Raw genomic sequence first — 18,067 nt, forward strand, 5'->3', positions numbered from 1 at the left:
CACTCGCGACCACGTTTCTACAGCCTGGGGGTGACACGAGGCTCAGGCGAGGAGGCGTTGGACGAAGAAGACGACCAGGGAGGCGAGGATTCCGGTCACGTACTGCAGAAGGGTGGCGGTCTTGACCGGGAGGCGGCGCAGCGTCCGGAAATGCGTGTAGGCCTGGACGGCACTGCCCAGGTCTTCGGAGAGCAGAAGGTGTCCGGGCGGGCGGTGCGTCTGCGCCATCAGCGGGTCCACGATCGTGTCGATATGGCGCCTGACCAGGTGGGCCAGCGTGATGTAGGGCTGGACGCCGACGTACAGGGCCGTGACGACAGCCAGGACGGGGAACCCCACGAAGAACGCCTGCATGAGCGGGCCCGGACGGTCGCTGGTGACGGCGACGGTCGACAGTTCGGCGATGAGGACACCCACTGCCGTGCTGACCGCGACGCGCCCGTAGACCCGGCACAGCTGGACGACGGCGGGTGTGTGCGGGATCCATCCAGGCCATCTGCAGGTCCATGCACCGGTGCAGACGCAGCGGCACCTCGGCCAGCGTGTAGAGCCAGTAGAGGACGCCGCCACCGATGAACCCCGTCCAGGCACAGCACACGTAGATCCACACGCTCACGGAGACCGAATCGACCTGCTGGTGCGACATCGCGTAGGCGAGAAGCGCGGAGAGACCCATCCCGGCGACCCCGGCCATCAACTGCGGCACCGGACGGCAGCGCCCATTGAGCCAGCCCAGGAACTCACCCCGCTCGGCTGACACGGCCAGCAGGTCGGCTACGCACTCGGCTAAGACCGCCGTCCAGCGCCAGGCGATCCACGAGAGGGCCAGCATCAGCACGGATGTGACGGTCGCGGAGAGCACGAGCAAAGCACCGGTGGTGCCGCGCAGCGGCTCGTCCTCCAGAAGCCCGCCGAGGACGAGCGCGAGCAGGTAGGGCCAACCACCCGTGACCAGGATCCCCACCGTAGCCGTGAACGCCGTGATGGGGCCGGGCAAGACCCGCGCGACCGCCCTCGCCAGCAGCACCACCATGACGCGCCCGTGCCCCTGCTCGGCGAACCGCCGCAACTCCGCCGCGGTCGCCGGATCCCGCAGCGGCCGCCGGTCCACCGCGCTCAGCCGGCTGAGCAGATCGCCCCGCCCGCCGTCCGCCGCCCCTTCCGCCCCCAGCCCCATCGCCACCCACCTCGCCCGTCGCCCTCCGCGACACCACGCTGACGAGTCCCCCGAACAACCGCAACACCAAGGCCAAACCCGGCCCGCCACAGCCCACGGCCGCCCAACGCCCGCTCGCGGCTCCGGGACGAGTCGGTACCGGTCCCCGTGGTCGCCGGGCTCGCAGCCGACCGCCGGCCATGGCCGGGCTCAGCGAGCCGGTGTGACGCAGCCTCATCGACTGCTCGTGGAGACCGCGCTGCGGGTTCTCCAGCGAGACCGGGGACGTGGCGGACGCGATCACCGAGGCCGCCCGGCTCTTCACCTACGGCGGGTGCGGCTGGAGAGTCAATCCTGCTGCCACCATTGCGCGGGGCCGAGCGTGCAAACGACCGGACCGACTCCGGCGACGGCGGAATCATTGGCGCACCCGTGGAATCCGACCACCACGGAGCCCGCTGGGCTCTGCCATGTCTTCCAGCGGCTGAACTGGTCAGGCAGGGGGAGCTTGCCGCCTGCGCGGGCCTCTTCCCCTGATGAGGTCTTCATTCCCAGTTCACTGAGTACTCCGCTTGATTGGTCGGGGTGCACCATCATCCACCCGGATATTTCGGCGACCGGAATATGCGGGCCCACTGTCAATTTTCTGACGTCGGTGCAGTTTTTGTCGCCATGTGACATAGTTTCCGGGTCTCTGTCGGTACTGCAATACAGGTAGGTGCATTCTATTTTGCCGACCATTCTCGCCTTCGGAGTGCTCCCTGTGACCACTGTCCCCAGGTTGACGGTGTTCAGGCGTATGCCCTGATAGATGTCCCGGGCCTCGACATCGTTGAAGGCGGGCAGCCCGCCCTGCTGTGCGGGCGCTCCGATATAGCCCTCATCCGGCTTGCTCAACTTGAAGGAAAGTTCCGGAACCCCCCAGGACATGCTTACCAGCTGCGGTTTTACAAAGCTGCTCCAGGGTGCGCCGGCGACCTGCCTGACGAGAGTCTTGAGTGCGTCGGCGTCCATCCTGAGCTGGGCTTTGCGGTCAACGAGCTGCCTGTCGCCCGCATAGTTGTAGCCTCTATAAACGGCGCTTATCGTCTCCGCTTGCTGGAGTGCGGTTCGAAGAGGGTTGGCGATGTCGTACAAGCTCGGCAGGAACACCTCGGCGTTGTCCCTGATCTGCGCCCAATTCTGCGTTTCCGGCATTTTGGGGACATGTTCGTATCCTGTCGTCCCGAAGCTGGTCACCTGCGGGTCGTTCGCCGGCGCCTTGAACAGGTCGGTCAGGAAGTTCGAAATCTGGTCCTGCTCTTTAGGGTTTGGTCGGGGAGGTGCGATTCCTTGGTAACCGATCAGGATCTGCTCGAAGCGCCAGCTCGTGGACGTGCTGGTGCAGCAGTCATTGATCTCCGCCTGCACGTCGGCCGAGTACGAACCACCGAGTCCCTTGAATTTCGCCTTGATCTCCCCCAGGACCTTCGTCCGGTGCTCTTCACTGTGCGTGTCGAAGACATATAGTGCGATGTACTCCCCGCCGCGAGTCAAGCTGCTGACATAGCTATCGCCGTACGCCCTGATGAAATCCTTGCAGGCAGCATCTGTCGCGGGCGGTGCGACATCGTTGGAGAATGTTACGTTCGTCGCCGCGATGCTCTGCGTATTGGAGGCGTATATGGAAATGACTATATGTGTGGAGTTGATCTCTTTTTGCTCGATGAACCGCCCTTTCGCGTCGCCGCTGCCGAAGGCGAAGCTGGCGGACGCGTCCACTGATATATCGAGGTGTTTTTCCAGTCTCGCCATCGTTTCGCAGACCTGGAATTCCGTACGGACGCGGGAGCCCGTGGAGGCCGTGCTGCCTGTGACGGCGGTCGATCGCGGCCTTCCAGAGAACGTGTCGTAACCTTCGAATATTATGCTGGGGAAAGTGGATGCGCCCGCGGCGCCCCTCTTTTTCTCGGCTGTCATCCCGGTCACCTCGCCCGAAATCAGTTGGCATGGTCGGCGCATCGATTAAGCGGCGGTAGGGCGGCGCTCCGCGAGGCGCCTCGTATTGTCACGGTAGTTACCGTGTCCCCGGCCGCACAATGTGTCAAAGGTAATGAACTGACCTGCTGGAGACCAGGTCCAGAAAGGCTCGTGTCAGCGGCAGCGGACTTTTCGGCGGCGTCGGCCGGCGCCGGCGATGCTGCGAACGGCGACGCCCCGGCTAATGCGGGTTTAACCCTCGAAGGGCTCTTATGGGGCGGGCTGGGGCAGGGTGCCTCGGGGAGAGGGTCGGCATGAAGGTGTGGGTTCTGGGCGTCGCCGCGGTGCTCCTGCTGGGTGTTGCGGGATGTGGGGACGACGGAGGGAAGAGCGGGGTCGCCAGCGCCGGGGGTGCTTCGGCTTCTGCTTCTCCTGGTAAGTCGGTTTCTCCGGAGGATGCTCAGCTGAAGTTCGCTCAGTGCATGCGGGAGAACGGGGTGGACGTTCCCGATCCGGGGAGTGGGGACGGGCGGGCGTTGCGGCTGGGGAAGGGCGGGGACCGCAGCAAGTTGGATGCGGCGCTGCGGAAGTGCCAGTCGTGGCTTCAGGCGGGCGGGAAGATGCCCGACCTCAAGGACCCGAAGGTCCGCGACCAGTACGTCAAGTTCGCGCAGTGCATGCGGGAGCACGGGGTCGACATCCCGGATCCGGGGCCGGACGGGCAGATCAAGATCCCGACCACGCGGGTCGACCGGGGGCAGGCGGAGAAGGCGCGTGAGGCGTGCAGGGCCAGCCTTCCGGGGGTCGGGAAGTGAGGCGGGTCGTGGTCGCCGGCGGGGTCGCCGTCGTCGTGGTGGTGGGCGGCGGTGCCCTGGTGTGGGACCGGGACGGTAGCCAGGCGCAGGGGGCGCAGGCCCCGCTGGCGACGGCGGTGGTGAGTCGGGGTGATCTCGTCGACACCGAGAAGGTGGACGGGAAGCTCACCTACGACGGCGTCCGGGAGGTGTGGACGGGCGCGTCCGGGGTCGTGACCTGGGCGCCGGAGGAGGGCGCGACGGTTGAGCGCGGGAAGACGCTTCTCTCGGTCGCGGGCAGGCCTGTGACGCTGATGTACGGCGGCCGTCCCATGTACCGGACGTTGCGTGAGGGCGTCTCCGGCAAGGACGTCCGGCAGTTGGAGGAGAACCTGAAGGCTCTCGGGTACGGCGGCTTGACCGTGGACGAGGAGTTCACCGGCGCGACCGCGGACGCTGTCCAGAAGTGGCAGGACGACCGGGGCCTGGACGAGACCGGCGTGGTCGACGCCGGTCAGGTCGTCTTCCTGAGCGGGGCCGTGCGGGTCCGGGAGGTCAAGGCCCCCGAAGGGAAGCGGACCGTCCAGGGGCAGCCGGTCCTGACGGTCGCCGGGACGAAGCGGGTCGTGCACGTCGATCTGGACGCCGACAAGCAGGATCTCGCGAAGAAGGGCGCCGGGGTGACGGTGGAGCTGCCCGGTGGGACGACCGTGAAGGGGAAGATCAGCAGGGTTGGCGGTGTCGCCGAGACGACCGGGTCGGGGCAGGACCAGAAGACCACGGTCGGGGTCGACATCTCGCTCGGGAACGCCAGGACGGGGCGGCTGGACGAGGCGCCGGTCAGCGTCGAGTTGGAGAGCGACCGGCGCGAAGGGGTGCTGTCGGTGCCGGTCGAGGCGCTGCTGGCGCTGCGGGAGGGCGGCTTCGGGGTCGAGGTCGCCGACGGGTCGAGGCGCCTGCTGCCCGTGAAGGTCGGGGTGTTCGGCGGCGGACGCGTCGAGGTCTCCGGGAGCGGGCTCCGCGAGGGCATGAAGGTCGGGGTGCCCGCCGAATGAAGGGCTTCGACGACAGGGGCGCGAACATCGTGGAGCTGGCCGGGGTGGCCAAGGAGTACGCGGGCGGCGTCGCGGCGCTGCGGGGCGTCGACCTGGTGATCGCGCCGGGGGAGCGGGCGGCGATCGTCGGGCCGTCCGGGTCGGGCAAGTCGACGCTGCTGCACATGATCGGGACGCTGGACCGGCCGACCCGGGGCAGCGTGCGGGTCGCCGGGCACGAGGTCGCGGAGCTCGCGGACCGGGAGCTGTCGGCGCTGCGGGCGCGGCACATCGGGTTCGTGTTCCAGCAGTTCCACCTGGCCGCGGGGGTGAGCGCCCTCGACAACGTCGCCGACGGGCTCCTCTACAGCGGGGTCGGGCTGCGGGAGCGGCGGGAGCGGGCAAGGGCGGCGCTCGAACGCGTCGGGCTGGGGGAGCGGGCCGGGCACCGGCCGCACCAGCTGTCGGGCGGCGAGCAGCAGCGGGTCGCGGTCGCGCGGGCGGTCGTGGGCGAGCCCGACCTGCTGCTCGCGGACGAGCCGACCGGCAACCTCGACTCCGCCGCGGGAGCCGGCGTGCTCGCGCTGCTGGACGAGCTGAACCGTGCGGGCACCACCGTCGTGGTCATCACGCACGACGCGGAGGTCGCGGCCCGTGCGCCGCGCCGGGTCCGGATCCGGGACGGCGAGATCGTCGCGGACGAGCGGGCGGGGGTGGGGAGCCGATGAGGCCCGCGCGGCTCGGCGCGGGCGACGTCCTGCGCGTGGGGCTCGGCGGGCTCAGGGCCCGGCCCGCGCGGGTCGTGCTGTCGGCCCTCGGCATCGCGATCGGCATCGCGACGATGGTCGCCGTCATCGGGATCTCATCCTCCAGCAGGGAGGACCTCATGCAGCGACTCGACCGGCTCGGCACCAACCTGCTGACGGCCAAGCCGGGGGACACCCTGTTCGGCGAGAAGGCGGAGCTGCCCGAGACGGCCCCGGAGATGGTGCGCCGGATCACGCCGGTCACGGCGGTCGGTGCGACCGGGTCGGTGGAGGCCACCGTCCGCCGCACCGACAGGATCCCGGAGGAGGTCACGCAGGGCATCGCCGTGCAGGCCGCCACGAGTGGGCTGCTCGGCACCCTGGACGTGGCGCCGGCGAGCGGGCGCCGGCTCGACGCGGCCACCGAAGGGCGTCCCGTCGTGGTGCTCGGCTCGGAGGCGGCGCGGCGGCTCGGCCTGGACCGGGCGGGCGGGCAGGTGTGGATCGGCGGCCGGTGGTTCGTCGTCCTCGGCGTGCTGCGGCCCGCGGAGCTGGCGCCGGAGATCGACCGCTCCGCCCTCGTCGGCTGGGACGCCGCGCGCCGGTACCTCGGCTTCGACGGGCACCCCACGACGATCTACGAGCGGTCCACGGACGCCTCCGTCGACGACGTCCGCGACGTCCTCGCCCGGACGGTCAACCCCGAGCGCCCTGAGGAGGTCGAGGTCAGCCGCCCCTCCGACGCGCTGGAGGCGAGGGCCGCGGCGTCCGGCGCGTTCACCGGGCTGCTGCTCGGGCTCGGCGCCGTCGCGCTGCTGGTCGGCGGGGTCGGGGTCGCCAACACGATGGTGATCTCGGTGCTGGAGCGGCGCCGCGAGATCGGGCTGCGCCGGTCGCTCGGAGCCACCCGCGGCCAGATCCGCCTCCAGTTCGTCGCCGAGTCGCTGCTGCTGTCGGCGTTCGGGGGCGCGGCCGGGGTCGTGCTCGGCGCGGCGGTGACGACCGGGTTCGCGCTGTGGAAGGGGTGGCCGCCGGTCGTGCCGGTCTGGGCGCTCGGCGGCGCGCTCGCCGCGACCCTGGCGATCGGGACGGTCGCGGGCCTGTACCCGGCGATGCGGGCGGCGCGGCTGCCGCCGACGGCGGCGCTGGCGACCGCGTGAAGTCTGGTCACGATCCGGCACATCGGTGCATGATTGGGGCGGCGACGTCGACCCGCCTGGGGGAGGTGCCTCAACCGCCATGCCGGTGCCACGCCCGCTCCGCGAGCGCTGCAGGGAGTTCCTCGGAATCGACGATGAGATCCGCTACATCTTCCCCGCGATGACCTACGGCGGCGGCGCGGGGTTCATCTTCGTCGTCACCGGCGACCAGGTCGCGGTGATCTCCACCGGCTCGCTGAGCCGCAGCACCCCGAAGAGCATCTGGGGCAGCTACCCGCGCGGCACGAGGATCGGGCCGGTGGAGACGGGGGTCGGCGCGTCGTTCGAGTTCGCGGGCGCCGTGTTCGAGCTGGACGACGAGTACGTCCCGGTCGTCAACGCCGCCGACGCGGAGATCTTCGCCCGCGACAGCCTGCCCCGCGACCCGCTGCCCGACCTCTGACCGGCGTCAGGACGTCGGCGCCGGCTCGGTGGCCTTGGCCGGGGCGGGCTTGGACGGCGACGGGCTGCGCAGGAACAGCACCATCACCGGCACCAGGTAGAGCGCCCACATGACCAGCTGGAGCCAGGTGATCTGCGGGGTGACGTTCAGGACGCCCTGGAAGACGGTCTGCATCCAGTCGCCGGCGCCGCCGAACTTGGCGAAGAAGGCGTGCGGCTCCAGCGCGACCGAGTTAATACCGGGGAACACCTCCGCCTCCTGCAGGTCGTGGAAGCCGTAGCCGAACACGCCGGCGGCGACGACGATGAGCGCGGCGCCCGTCCAGGTGAAGAACCGCTTCAGGTTGATCTTGAGGCCGCCGCGGTAGAGCAGGTAGCCGAGCGCGATGGCGACGGCGAGGCCGAGGACCGCCCCGATGATCGGCTCGGTGGACCCGCTGGAGGAGTTGGAGATGTTCGTCCACAGGAACAGCGCGGTCTCCAGCCCCTCGCGCCCGACCGCGAGGAACGCGACGGCGGCGAGGGCGAGCGGCCCGACGTCGAGCGCGCCCTCCAGCCGGCCCTCCAGCTCGGCCTTCATGAACCGGGCGGTCTTGCGCATCCAGAAGACCATCCAGGTGACCAGGCCCACCGCGATGATCGACAGGATGCCGCCGAAGAGCTCCTGGGTCTTGAACTGCATCTCCGACGACGCGGCGCTGAGCGCGATCCCGAAGCCGCACGCCAGGACGACGGCGGCGCCGATGCCCGTCCAGACGGGCAGCAGGGCCTGGCGGTTGCCGGTCTTCACCAGGTACGCGATCAGGATGCTCACGACCAAGGCGGCCTCGAGCCCCTCACGCAGGCCGATGAGGAAGTTGCCCAGTAGCATCGACGCACTCCTCGGGGATCGCACGGGCGTGTTTAGGCAAAGCTAACCTAAGCCAGTGTGTGCCCCGCGGCCGCCCCCGTGCAAGTGGCGACTAGAGCTCGCCCTTGCTTTCGAGGCGGAGGAACGCCTTGGCGATCGGCTGGGCGATGAGCCCCACCTGCCAGTCGCGGGCGCCGAGGCCGCGCAGGGCGGCGCCGATCGCGGACGCAGACGACTCCGCCGGCGGCGTCCAGGCCAGCCGGCGGACGTAGTCGGGCTGCACGAGGTTCTCCGACGGCATCGAGTGCTCGTCGGCGAGCGCGGCGACGACGGCGCGGGCGGCGGTGAGCCGCTTGGCGGCCTCCGGGTCGCGGTCGGCCCAGCGGTGCGCGGGCGGCGGCCCGTCGCCGGGCAGGTTGGACGCCGGCAGCCCGCGCTCGCCGAGCTCGCGGGCACGGGCGACGGCGCGCAGCCACGCCGACTGGTGCCGGCGGGCGCCGCGGCCCCGCATCGTCGGCAGGGCCTGGAGCTCGGCGGGGGTCTTCGGGGCTTTCTGCGCCAGCTCGATGATCGCGGCGTCCTGGAGCACCCGGCCGGGGGACAGGTCGCGCTCGCGGGCGATCTTGTCGCGCGCCTCCCAGAGCTCGCGGACGGTGGCGAGCGCCCGCCGGTTGCGCACCCGGTGGATGCCGGACGTGCGGCGCCACGGGTCGGCGCGCGGCGGCTTCGGCGGTGTGGACAGGATGGCGGCGAACTCCTCCAGCGCCCACTCCAGCTTGCCCGCCGCCTCCAGCTCCTCCTGGAGGACGTCGCGCAGCTCGACCAGCAGCTCGACGTCCAGCGCGGCGTAGCGCAGCCAGTCCTCGGGGAGGGGGCGGGTCGACCAGTCGGCGGCCGAGTAGCCCTTCTCCAGCACGAAGCCGAGCACGTTCTCGACCATGGAGCCGAGGCCGACCCGCGGGTAGCCGAGCAGCCGCCCGGCCAGCTCGGTGTCGAAGAGCCGGCGCGGCACGAGGCCGACTTCGGCCAGGCACGGCAGGTCCTGGTTGGCGGCGTGCAGCACCATCTCGGTGTCGGCGAGCGCGGCGTCCAGCGCGGACAGGTCGGGGAGGGCGACCGGGTCGATCAGCGCGGTGCCGGCGCCGGCGCGGCGCATCTGGATCAGGTAGGCGCGCTGCCCGTAGCGGTAGCCGGAGGCGCGCTCGGCGTCGACCGCGACCGGGCCGGTGCCCGCGGCGAACGCCGCGATGACGCGGTCCAGGTCGGCGGCGGTGGTGAGCACCGGCGGGACGCCCTCGCGCGGCTCCAGCAGCGGGACGGCGGGGGGACCGGTGTCGGCCTCCGTGCTCGTCTGGCCGAGGCCGGGCCCGGCCGCCCCGGGAACGGTCCCGGTAGGGGTCGCCGCCGTGTTCTCCGCACCGGCGCCCTGCTCGGGACCGGTCGCGCGCGTTTCGGACACTCCCACTTCTTCCGTGTTCTCCCCCGCCGTCTCGGTTTCGGACGCTGTGCTCACGCCCCCTACCGTACGTCGCTCAGCCGCCCGCGCCGCCCGGGCGGTCCGGCAGCGCGGCGACGCCGGTCGGCGGCAGCCCCGCCGTGGTGCACATCACCTCGCACCAGGCCAGTACGTGAGCGGTCAGATCCTCCCCCGTGGGGGACCACGAGGCGCGCAGCTCCAGCTCCGTGGTGGACGGCTCGTCGCGCTTGTCGCCGAAGCTCTCCGACACCGCGCGGGTGATCGTCCCGGACACCGCGGCGTAGCCGGCGGGCTCCAGGGCCTCGAGCAGCCAGTCCCACGCGACGGAGCCGATCAGCTCGTCGGCGGCGATCTCGGGCTCCAGGTCGGCGCGGATGTAGGCGACGACGCGGAAGCCGTTCGTCCAGCCGGGGCGGCCCTCGGGGTCGTACAGCACGATGAGGCGGCCCATGGCGACCTCGGTGTCGTCGTCGCGGTAGACGCTGCCGGACATGGCCGCCGCGTACGGCGCGAGGCTCTGCGGGGCGGGCATGTCCTCGAGGTCGAGTTCTCGCCGGAAGGCGGGCCCGTCGAGGATCTCGCGCAGCGTGTCGACGGCCCGCTGGAAGGCAGGTGGGTTCATGGGTGGACCGGCCTGATCGCGGGGGACTGACGGGTCGCGGGGGGCTGGCTCGGCGGGCTCGGGTCGGTGCTGCTGGGACGTGCCGCCGCAGGGGGCGACGGGAGGGCGCGGAGGGGACACAGGCACGGCACAGGTGGTTTCGTTTCGGGGGCCGGGCCGTTCAGGCCACGGCCCGCACGGTGGCGGCGCGGCCGGGCGCCGGGGCGGTCTCGGAGGTCCGGCCGGGGGCCGGGGCGGCGGCGCCGGGCGGCAGGCCGACCAGGACGGCGGAGCCGCAGTCGACGCAGGCCCGCTCGGGGCACTCCTCGCCGTGCCCGTCCTCGCACGGCGGCAGCTCGAACTCGCGTTCATCACCGCAGGTGAAGCAGTACAAGGGGGAACCTCCCTCGGCTATGACACGCATCACGTTCGCACGCGCCGGTGACAGAATGCGGGACTTCGCTCGGCGTGTCCGGAAGTTCGTTGCGCCTCACACGCCACTCCAGTGCTCCCCCCTCCGCTTTTCGTGGGACCATCACAACGTGACCGCTGACGCAGCCCGTTCGAACGACCACCCTGCGCGCACGCCTGACAACGGCGGCCTCGCCGAGAGCCCCTTCCTGCTGGCCTGCCGCCGCCGGCCGGTGCCGCACACGCCCGTGTGGTTCATGCGCCAGGCGGGACGCTCGCTGCCGGAGTACCTGCGGGTCCGCGAGGGCGTCCCGATGCTGGAGTCGTGCACCCGCCCGGACATGGTCGTGGAGATCACGATGCAGCCGGTGCGGCGGTACGCGGTGGACGCGGCGATCTTCTACAGCGACATCATGGTGCCGCTCAGGGCCGTCGGCGTCGACCTCGACATCAAGCCCGGCGTCGGGCCGGTCATCGCCGATCCTATCCGGGACGCGGCGGGCCTGGACGCCCTGCGCCCCCTCGTCCCCGACGACGTCCCGTACGTGACCGAGGCCGTCGAGGGCCTGGTCGGCGAGCTGGGCGGCACGCCGCTGATCGGTTTCGCGGGCGGCCCCTTCACGCTCGCCTCGTACCTGATCGAGGGCGGCCCGTCCAAGAACCACGAGCGCACCAAGGCGATGATGTACGGCGAGCCGGAGCTGTGGGACCGGCTCATGGAGCGGCTGGCCGACCTCACGATCGCGTTCCTGAAGGTGCAGATCGCGGCCGGCGCGAGCGCCGTGCAGGTCTTCGACTCGTGGGTGGGCGCGGTCGCCGCGCAGGACTACCGCGAGTCCGTCCTGCCGCACGCCCGCCGCATCTTCGCCGAGATCGAGCCGCTCGGCGTCCCGCGCATCCACTTCGGCGTCGGGACGGGCGAGCTGCTCGGCCTGATGGGCGAGGCCGGGGCCGACGTCGTCGGCGTCGACTGGCGGGTGCCGCTCGACGAGGCCGTCAGCCGCGTCGAGCCGGGCAAGGCGCTGCAGGGCAACCTCGACCCGGCGATCCTCTTCGCGCCGTGGGAGACCGTGGAGCGCCGGGCCCGCGACGTGCTGGCCCGCGGCCGCACGGCCGAGGGGCACATCTTCAACCTGGGCCACGGCGTCCTGCCGTCCATCGATCCGGACGTGCTGGCCCGCCTCGCGGACCTCGTCCACGAGGCGAGCACCGAGGACCCGCGCTAGGCGGGCGGCCGGGGCCCTTCCGGGGGCTCCTCGCCCGCGCCGACCGCGGCCTTCGCGTTCTCCGGCTCCGGGGTGTTCTCCGGCTCCGGCGCGGCGTCGGCCGCGGCGCGGGCGCGCAGCCGGCGCCGGAGGGCCAGTAGCGGGAGCCCGATCACTGCGGCCGTGACGAGGAACGGCAGCAGCCAGCCCAGCACGGCGGCGACGCCGCCGACGAACGCGGTGAACGCGTGCCAGCCGCTCTGGAGCCCGCCGACGAACCCGCCGCGCGGCTCGTCCTTCACAGGCGGCGGGGCCTTGGTCACGACGGTCACGGTCACCGTCGCGAACCGCGTGCGGTCGGCGAGCGCCTTCTGGCGGGCCTGGAGCGCCTCCAGGTCGGCCTCCCGCTGGGAGATCTCCTGCTCGATGCTCATGATCTCGCTGACGGAGCCCGCCCGGTCGAGCAGCTTGCGGAACCTCTCGAGCGTGGCCTTCGCGGACCGCACCCGCGCGTCGACGTCGGCGACCTCGCCGGTGACGTCCTCGGCCTCCTGGCTGAGCGACAGCTTGGTGCCGAGCTCGGTGCCGAGCCGGCCGAGCACCTCGGCGTACCGCTCGCTCGGGATCTTGAGCGCGATCTCCGAGCGGGCCGGTTCGCTCGACGTCGACTCGCGTTCGACGTAGCCGCCCGCCGCGGCGACCAGCTGCTTGGCCTTGGCGGCGGCGGCCTCCACGTCCCCGGCCCTGACCCGCAGGTCGGCGGTGTGGACGACCTCGCGCCCGGTCGGCAGCGGCGCCTGCGCCCGCTGCTTGGCGCCGCCCTGGGGGGCGCCCTCCGCGCGCTGGGCGCCGCCCGGGAGGGCCGGCGCCGTGGCCGCGCCCCGCGGCGCGGAGTCCGACGCCCCGGACGAGTGGTCGCCGCCCCCGCAGGCGGCCACGATCCCGGCCATCGGCAGGACGACCAGTGCGCAGGTGATGCTCCTGACGTTCCGCATGCGGCTTGGACGATGTGCCGCATATCACCGTTCCTCGGGACGGATCGCGATCCGGGCACGAAGCGGGCACGCGCCGATCACGGGTCGCCGGTGCCGGTCAGGGGCCGTCGGTGAGGACGACGGGCCCGCCGACGTCGACGGTTCCGAGCGTCCACAGGGCGCCCGTGCCGGGGACGACGGCGAGCGCGCTCGCGTAGAAGTTCTTCCGGTTCGGCACGGCGGTGGTCGGGACCCGCTCCCAGGTCCCGCCGCTGTAGCGGATCAGGCCCGGCTTCGCCGGCTCGTCGAGCGAATGCCCGATGGCCCACAGCGTCCCGTCCCCGCCCTGGGCGATCCTGGTGAGCGCGTTGAGGCCGGGCGGCGGCGTGACGCCCGTCCAGGACGTGCCGTCCCAGTGCATGAGGACGGGCGTGGCCGGGGACGTGCGGTAGCTGATGCCGGTGGCCCAGGCGTCGGTGGGGGAGAGGGCGAGCATGTCGGTGAAGCCGGTCCCCGGCACGGGCTCGTGCACGGGGACGGTCTGCCAGGACCGCCCGTCCCAGTGCCGCGCCGCGAGCGTCTCGTCGGTCGCGGACGCGGTGCCGAGGACCCAGATGTCGTCGTCCGCCCGGATGTAGGACGTGTGCTGCCGGATGTCGGGGAGCGGGGTGATGGGCGTCCAGGTGTCGCCCGTCCGGCGGTAGACGCCGGTGTCGGTGGCGACCCGGACGCCGCCGGCGCTCGCCTGGAGGTTCGCGCTGCGGGCTCCGGACGGCAGCGCCACCTGCTCGAACCGCGAGCCGGTGAAGTGCGCCGCGTAGGGGACCGGCGCCGCGTCGCCCGAGCCGTACTTCGGGCCGCTGATCCACACGTCCTCGGGGGCGACCGCGTCGACGTCGGTGATGGTGCCGCGGCTGGACAGGCCCTGGAGGTCGTACTCGACCCAGCCCCCGCCCTTCCAGCGCCGGACGACGGGATTGCCGGGGATGCTCTGCCCGGTGCCGGGGATCGGGCCGGGGATCACCAGTTCTCCCTGGTTCCCGGCGATCCAGACGCTGTCGGGTGAGGCGGCGGCGACGTCGTAGAGGCTGTTGTTCGGCCAGAAGAACGGCAGCGGGACCGGCGTGAAGCCGCCGCGGTCCGCGGCCGAGGCGGGGGCCGCGAGCCCGCCGATCGCGAGCGCGCCGGCCGCGAGGACCGCCGCGGCCCGGGAGGAGGTCGTCCGAGGGATCATGCCTGCCAGTATTCACTGGCGAGGTTCGAAGATCTTGTCATCTCGGCGACAAAAAGCCGGGCGGCGCGAGTGCCGCAGTTCACGTCGACCCGGTGCGCGATCCGGCGGGGCGTCTGGGAGGCTGGAGGCATGACCACGTCCCATGCGGTTGTCGTCGGGGGCGGCATCGCGGGCCTCGCCGCCGCGCGCGTGCTCGTCCGGGAGGGCGTCCGGGTGACGGTCCTGGAGGGCTCCCCCCTGATCGGCGGGAAGCTGCGGGTCAGCGAGATCGCCGGGATCCCGGTGGACGAGGGCGCCGAGTCGATGCTCGCCCGCCGTCCCGAGGGCCTCGACCTCGTGCGCGACCTCGGCCGCTCCGGCGACCTCGTGAACCCCGGCACCACCTCCTCGGGCATCCTCAGCCGCGGCGCGGTGCGGCAGATCCCGTCCGGCCAGGTCATGGGCGTGCCGTCCGACCTGAAGGCGCTCGCCGCCTCGCACGTGCTCTCGCCCGCCGGGCTGGCGCGCGTGCCCCTCGACCTCGTGCTGCCGGAGACCCCGCGGGGCGCGGACGTGTCCGTCGCCGACTACATCGGCGCCCGCCTCGGCGCCGAGGTCGTCGACCGGCTCGTCGAGCCGCTGCTCGGCGGGGTCTACGCGGGACGGGCCGAGCTGCTGTCGTTCGAGTCCACGCTGCCCGCCGTCGCCGCCGCCGCGCGCACCCACCGGTCGCTGATCCACGCCGTCCAGGGCATCAGGGACGCCGCGCCGCAGAACCCCGGCCCGGTGTTCGCCACGCTGCCGGACGGGCTCGGCACGCTCCCGCACCTGGTCGCCGCCGACATCGCCGAGGCCGGGGGGACGATCAGGACCGGCGCCATGGTCCGCGGGCTGCGCCGCCGCGAGGGCGGCTGGCGGCTCACCGTCGGCCCGGCCCGCGACCCCGAGCACCTCGACGCCGACGCGGTGGTCGTGGCGGTCCCGGCGGCCCCGGCGGCCCGGCTGCTGGAGCCGGACGTCCCCGCCGCTGCGCGCGAGCTGGCCGGCATCGAGTACGCCAGCATGGCGATCATCACGCTCGCCTACCGGGCCACCGCGTTCCCGCGGCTCCCCGAGGGCAGCGGCTACCTCGTCCCGAACGTGGAGTGCGACACCGCCCGCGGCGGGCGCGGGGTCAAGGCCGTCACGTTCAGCTCGCTGAAATGGCCGCACCTGCGCGACCGCGACCCGGGCGTCATCGCGGTGCGCTGCTCCATCGGGCGGTACGGCGAGGAGCACACGCTCCAGCGGACCGACGAGGAGCTCACGGCGACCGCCATGGCCGAGCTCGCCGCGACGTCCGGCGTCACCGAGCTGCCGATCGAGACCCGGGTGACCCGGTGGGGCGGCGGCCTTCCCCAGTACAACGTGGGCCACGCCGACCGCGTGGCCAAGGTCCGGGCCGCGGTCGCCGGCGCGCCGGGGCTGGCCGTCGCGGGCGCCGCCTACGACGGCCTCGGCATCCCCGCGTGCATCGCCACCGCGCGCGCGGCGGCGATCCGGGTGCTGGACCATTTGCGCAGTCGAGAAGGAGTTGGACCATGACGGAGCAGGCGGCCAAGCCGAAGGCGCGCGAACTCAACAACGTGATCCGCTACACCATGTGGTCGGTGTTCCGGGTCGCGAACCCCGGGACGGTCGGCGAGCAGGAGGCGGCGGAGGTCCAGGACCTCCTCGACCAGGCCGCCCAGAAGGACGTCACCACGCGCGGCGCCTACGACGTCGCCGGCCTGCGCGCGGACGCCGACTACATGTTCTGGTGGCACGCGCCCACCTCCGACGACCTCCAGGAGGTCTACACCCGGTTCCGGCGGACGGCGCTGGGCCGGGCGAGCGAGCCGGTGTGGTCGCAGATGGCGCTGCACCGCCCGGCGGAGTTCAACAAGAGCCACATCCCCGCGTTCCTCGCCGACGAGGAGCCGCGCGCCTACGTGTGCGTGTACCCGTTCGTCCGCTCGTACGAGTGGTACCTGCTGCCGGACGACGAGCGCCGCGCGATGCTCGCCGAGCACGGGAAGATGGCCCGCGACTACCCCGACGTCCGGGCCAACACGGTGTCGTCGTTCGCGCTCGGCGACTACGAGTGGATGCTGGCGTTCGAGGCCGACGAGCTCCACCGCATCGTCGACCTGATGCGGCACCTGCGGGGTGCGAGGGCGCGCCTGCACACCCGCGAGGAGGTGCCTTTCTACACAGGTCGCCGCAAGCCGGTCGCCGAGCTGGTCGCCGGGCTGGCCTAGCGGGGCTCATCACGCCGAATCGTGCGTCGGGCGGGGGCGGCCGGCAGTAAAGTGCCGTCCGTGACCAAGTCTCCCGCCCGGCACGCCCGCGGCCGGCACGCCCGGCCGCCGTCCGAGTTCACGGTCCGCCTGCACCGCATGACCGCGTCCCTGACCGGCTCCCGCCGCCGGCGGGCGGCCGCCGCCGGCACGCTGACCGCGGCCGCCGCGGTGCTCGCGGCAGCCGCGCTGGCGCTGCCCGGCGGCTCGCACCCCGCCCCCCGCGCCGCCGTGGCCGCCCGCACGGGCGCCGCCCCGTCCCCGCACGAGCGCGTCGCGGCCGCCGGCGACCCGGACGAGATCACCGACGCGGTGCCCTACTTCGAGACCAAGGACCCCGGCAAGAAGGTCGTCAAGCACGTCACCGACGTCCGGCGCAGCGGCAGCTTCGTGCGCGTCTACACCGACCTCGGAGAGTCCGACGAGAACTCCGAGCCGGCCATCGACCTGTGCAAGTGGACGACCCAGTTCCTCAAGGACGGCGGCGACGACGAGCCGCGCGTCTTCGTCCACGGCAAGAGCGACGACAACGGCAGCGTCGTCCTCGCCAACAAGCAGAGCGACAAGGACGACTGCGGCGTCTCCGACACCCCCTAGCAGGGGCCCGACCCGCCGTTGCCCCCGGTGTCCCAGGCGTCGTAGGCGTAGCCGGAGTACTGCGTGTCGGACAGGCGGCTCTGCTCGGTGTTCCGGTTGACCCCGTTCAGGGCCCAGTCGTAGGGCAGGTCGAGCGGCTTGGGGTTGTCCATCTCCATGACCTGGCGGAGCTTGGCGTCCTCGACGGCGGCCGTGCCCAGCGCGGCGAGCCTGGTGACCGCGTCCGGCGCGGCGCCCTTCAGCGCGCCGAGCCCGGACGGAGCGCCGGACTCGGCGTTCGCGCGGAGCCTGCGCCGGGCCGCCCTCCCCTTGCGCGTCCTCCGTAGTTTGCCGCGGAACCCCCTGCGCAGGAGGCCCCTCTCGACCAGCCCGCCCGCGATGGCGGCCATCTCATCGGATTCGGCGACCGCGTCCAGGACGTACCCGAGCTGGAAGCCGGTGTCGGGGACCTCTTCGAGAAGCGCGGCCTGGATCTTGTCGTCCGCCTCCCGCTTGACGACGGTCACGCGGCGCGTGCCCCGCGAGACCCGCACCCGGCGCCCCTCGTAGAGGGTGAGCAATGCGCACTGGGCGGCGCGGGTGGGCCCGCCGCAGAGTAAGGCGATCTCGTAGGGGGTGAACTCGTCCACGGCGACTCCCCGGGGGCTGACCGTCACTGCTGTGGGCGTCAATGTGACGCGTCAGGGCCCGGGGAGGTTGCGTCATTCGGCGGGTTCGAGGGTGAGCGAGATCGAGTTGATGCAGTAGCGGTCGTCAGTCGGGGTGCCGTAGCCCTCGCCGTGGAAGACGTGGCCCAGGTGCGAGTCGCACACCGCGCAGCGGACCTCGGTGCGGACCATGCCGAGCGAGCGGTCCTCGATCAGCGTGACCGCGTCGGAGTCGGACGGCGCGAAGAACGACGGCCACCCGCAGTGGCTCTCGAACTTGGTCTCGGACCGGAACAGCTCCGTGCCGCACGCGCGGCACCGGTACACCCCGACGGTCTTGGTGTCGGTGTACTCGCCGGTGAAGGGCTTCTCGGTGCCCGCCTCACGCAGCACGTGGAACTCCTCGGGGCTGAGCTGCGCCCGCCACTCGTCCTCACTTTTGCGGATCTTCTCCATGCTTCGACGGTACCCGGCGCGTCCGCCC

Annotated in this window: 19 protein-coding genes; 9 read left to right on the plus strand and 10 right to left on the minus strand. The window is 72.2% G+C overall.

Annotated elements, in window-relative coordinates:
- Positions 1-42 precede the first annotated feature (42 nt).
- Positions 43-417, minus strand: a complete 375-nt coding sequence (locus AB0C21_RS32215) for a hypothetical protein (protein WP_500209321.1) — start codon at positions 415-417, stop codon at positions 43-45.
- A 1,087-nt stretch (positions 418-1,504) separates the two neighbouring features.
- Positions 1,505-3,115: an MACPF domain-containing protein gene (locus tag AB0C21_RS32220; RefSeq protein WP_500209323.1), complete on the minus strand. Its 1,611-nt coding sequence runs from the start codon at positions 3,113-3,115 to the stop codon at positions 1,505-1,507.
- A 482-nt stretch (positions 3,116-3,597) separates the two neighbouring features.
- Between AB0C21_RS32220 and AB0C21_RS32225 the strand changes: the two genes are divergently transcribed.
- The 5 genes from AB0C21_RS32225 (at position 3,598) to AB0C21_RS32245 (ending at position 7,291) form a co-directional block, all read left to right on the plus strand.
- Positions 3,598-3,930 (plus strand): hypothetical protein, encoded by a 333-nt coding sequence (locus AB0C21_RS32225; RefSeq protein ID WP_500209324.1) that lies wholly within the window; start codon positions 3,598-3,600, stop codon positions 3,928-3,930.
- On the plus strand, positions 3,927-4,964 hold the full coding sequence (locus tag AB0C21_RS32230; RefSeq protein ID WP_500209326.1) for a peptidoglycan-binding protein: 1,038 nt from the start codon (positions 3,927-3,929) through the stop codon (positions 4,962-4,964). The genes AB0C21_RS32225 and AB0C21_RS32230 overlap by 4 nt, the downstream gene beginning before the upstream one ends.
- Complete coding sequence (locus tag AB0C21_RS32235; protein ID WP_149264853.1) at positions 4,961-5,671, plus strand: ABC transporter ATP-binding protein; 711 nt, start codon at positions 4,961-4,963, stop codon at positions 5,669-5,671. The genes AB0C21_RS32230 and AB0C21_RS32235 overlap by 4 nt, the downstream gene beginning before the upstream one ends.
- Complete coding sequence (locus AB0C21_RS32240) at positions 5,668-6,849, plus strand: ABC transporter permease (RefSeq protein ID WP_500209329.1); 1,182 nt, start codon at positions 5,668-5,670, stop codon at positions 6,847-6,849. Before AB0C21_RS32235 ends, AB0C21_RS32240 begins: the two co-directional genes overlap by 4 nt.
- Before the next feature lie 79 nt (positions 6,850-6,928).
- Positions 6,929-7,291: a hypothetical protein gene (locus tag AB0C21_RS32245; RefSeq protein ID WP_149264855.1), complete on the plus strand. Its 363-nt coding sequence runs from the start codon at positions 6,929-6,931 to the stop codon at positions 7,289-7,291.
- 6 nt (positions 7,292-7,297) lie between these two features.
- Here the strand turns inward: AB0C21_RS32245 and efeU are convergent, their stop codons facing one another.
- From efeU to AB0C21_RS32265, 4 genes are all read right to left on the minus strand, one after another.
- A complete protein-coding gene (gene efeU / locus AB0C21_RS32250; protein ID WP_500209330.1) occupies positions 7,298-8,161 on the minus strand; it encodes an iron uptake transporter permease EfeU in 864 nt (287 codons plus the stop codon).
- Between the two features lie 91 nt (positions 8,162-8,252).
- Positions 8,253-9,452: an HRDC domain-containing protein gene (locus AB0C21_RS32255; RefSeq protein WP_500209489.1), complete on the minus strand. Its 1,200-nt coding sequence runs from the start codon at positions 9,450-9,452 to the stop codon at positions 8,253-8,255.
- Positions 9,453-9,672: 220 nt separating this feature from the next.
- Positions 9,673-10,239, minus strand: coding sequence for a DUF3000 domain-containing protein (locus tag AB0C21_RS32260; RefSeq protein ID WP_500209331.1), 567 nt, complete (start codon positions 10,237-10,239; stop codon positions 9,673-9,675).
- Positions 10,240-10,399: 160 nt separating this feature from the next.
- Positions 10,400-10,612: a hypothetical protein gene (locus AB0C21_RS32265; RefSeq protein WP_200842454.1), complete on the minus strand. Its 213-nt coding sequence runs from the start codon at positions 10,610-10,612 to the stop codon at positions 10,400-10,402.
- 226 nt (positions 10,613-10,838) lie between these two features.
- On the opposite strand from AB0C21_RS32265, the gene hemE reads away from it, so the two are divergent.
- Positions 10,839-11,855 carry a uroporphyrinogen decarboxylase gene (gene hemE, locus AB0C21_RS32270; RefSeq protein WP_200842458.1) on the plus strand — a complete coding sequence of 339 codons (1,017 nt, stop codon included), beginning with the start codon at positions 10,839-10,841 and terminating at the stop codon, positions 11,853-11,855.
- On the opposite strand, the gene AB0C21_RS32275 is transcribed toward hemE, so the two are convergent.
- Both AB0C21_RS32275 and AB0C21_RS32280 read right to left on the minus strand, forming a co-directional pair.
- Positions 11,852-12,829, minus strand: coding sequence for a DUF4349 domain-containing protein (locus AB0C21_RS32275; protein WP_500209333.1), 978 nt, complete (start codon positions 12,827-12,829; stop codon positions 11,852-11,854). The two genes, hemE and AB0C21_RS32275, sit on opposite strands and share 4 nt — an antisense overlap.
- Positions 12,830-12,926: 97 nt before the next feature.
- Entirely contained in the window at positions 12,927-14,042 is a 1,116-nt protein-coding gene (locus AB0C21_RS32280; protein ID WP_500209335.1) for a hypothetical protein, read from the minus strand.
- 129 nt (positions 14,043-14,171) lie between these two features.
- Here AB0C21_RS32280 and hemG point away from each other — a divergent pair, with 129 nt between their 5' ends.
- The 3 genes from hemG to AB0C21_RS32295 are packed head-to-tail and all read left to right on the plus strand — an operon-like array spanning position 14,172 to position 16,936.
- Positions 14,172-15,605, plus strand: coding sequence for a protoporphyrinogen oxidase (gene hemG / locus AB0C21_RS32285; RefSeq protein WP_500209337.1), 1,434 nt, complete (start codon positions 14,172-14,174; stop codon positions 15,603-15,605).
- Positions 15,602-16,300 (plus strand): hydrogen peroxide-dependent heme synthase, encoded by a 699-nt coding sequence (hemQ, locus tag AB0C21_RS32290; RefSeq protein ID WP_500209339.1) that lies wholly within the window; start codon positions 15,602-15,604, stop codon positions 16,298-16,300. The genes hemG and hemQ overlap by 4 nt, the downstream gene beginning before the upstream one ends.
- 60 nt (positions 16,301-16,360) lie before the next feature.
- Complete coding sequence (locus tag AB0C21_RS32295; RefSeq protein WP_500209340.1) at positions 16,361-16,936, plus strand: hypothetical protein; 576 nt, start codon at positions 16,361-16,363, stop codon at positions 16,934-16,936.
- Here the strand turns inward: AB0C21_RS32295 and AB0C21_RS32300 are convergent.
- Together AB0C21_RS32300 and msrB are read right to left on the minus strand one after the other, a co-directional pair.
- Complete coding sequence (locus AB0C21_RS32300; protein WP_500209341.1) at positions 16,933-17,592, minus strand: TIGR04222 domain-containing membrane protein; 660 nt, start codon at positions 17,590-17,592, stop codon at positions 16,933-16,935. The genes AB0C21_RS32295 and AB0C21_RS32300 overlap by 4 nt on opposite strands.
- Before the next feature lie 45 nt (positions 17,593-17,637).
- Positions 17,638-18,039, minus strand: coding sequence for a peptide-methionine (R)-S-oxide reductase MsrB (gene msrB / locus AB0C21_RS32305; RefSeq protein WP_500209342.1), 402 nt, complete (start codon positions 18,037-18,039; stop codon positions 17,638-17,640).
- Between the last annotated feature and the right edge of the window lie 28 nt (positions 18,040-18,067).

It is taken from the genome of Spirillospora sp. NPDC049024 (assembly GCF_040649235.1).
GTDB lineage: Bacteria > Actinomycetota > Actinomycetes > Streptosporangiales > Streptosporangiaceae > Spirillospora.

What these genes read in the sequence shown, in the direction of transcription:
- AB0C21_RS32240 (WP_500209329.1), top strand. Translation starts at nt 5,668, where the DNA reads ATGAGGCCCGCGCGGCTCGGCGCGGGCGACGTCCTGCGCGTGGGGCTC.
- AB0C21_RS32275 (WP_500209333.1), bottom strand. Translation starts at nt 12,829, where the DNA reads ATGCGGAACGTCAGGAGCATCACCTGCGCACTGGTCGTCCTGCCGATG.
- AB0C21_RS32280 (WP_500209335.1), bottom strand. Translation starts at nt 14,042, where the DNA reads ATGATCCCTCGGACGACCTCCTCCCGGGCCGCGGCGGTCCTCGCGGCC.
- AB0C21_RS32245 (WP_149264855.1), top strand. Translation starts at nt 6,929, where the DNA reads ATGCCGGTGCCACGCCCGCTCCGCGAGCGCTGCAGGGAGTTCCTCGGA.
- AB0C21_RS32220 (WP_500209323.1), bottom strand. Translation starts at nt 3,115, where the DNA reads ATGACAGCCGAGAAAAAGAGGGGCGCCGCGGGCGCATCCACTTTCCCC.
- AB0C21_RS32260 (WP_500209331.1), bottom strand. Translation starts at nt 10,239, where the DNA reads ATGAACCCACCTGCCTTCCAGCGGGCCGTCGACACGCTGCGCGAGATC.
- hemQ (WP_500209339.1), top strand. Translation starts at nt 15,602, where the DNA reads ATGACGGAGCAGGCGGCCAAGCCGAAGGCGCGCGAACTCAACAACGTG.
- msrB (WP_500209342.1), bottom strand. Translation starts at nt 18,039, where the DNA reads ATGGAGAAGATCCGCAAAAGTGAGGACGAGTGGCGGGCGCAGCTCAGC.
- hemG (WP_500209337.1), top strand. Translation starts at nt 14,172, where the DNA reads ATGACCACGTCCCATGCGGTTGTCGTCGGGGGCGGCATCGCGGGCCTC.
- AB0C21_RS32225 (WP_500209324.1), top strand. Translation starts at nt 3,598, where the DNA reads ATGCGGGAGAACGGGGTGGACGTTCCCGATCCGGGGAGTGGGGACGGG.
- AB0C21_RS32235 (WP_149264853.1), top strand. Translation starts at nt 4,961, where the DNA reads ATGAAGGGCTTCGACGACAGGGGCGCGAACATCGTGGAGCTGGCCGGG.
- efeU (WP_500209330.1), bottom strand. Translation starts at nt 8,161, where the DNA reads ATGCTACTGGGCAACTTCCTCATCGGCCTGCGTGAGGGGCTCGAGGCC.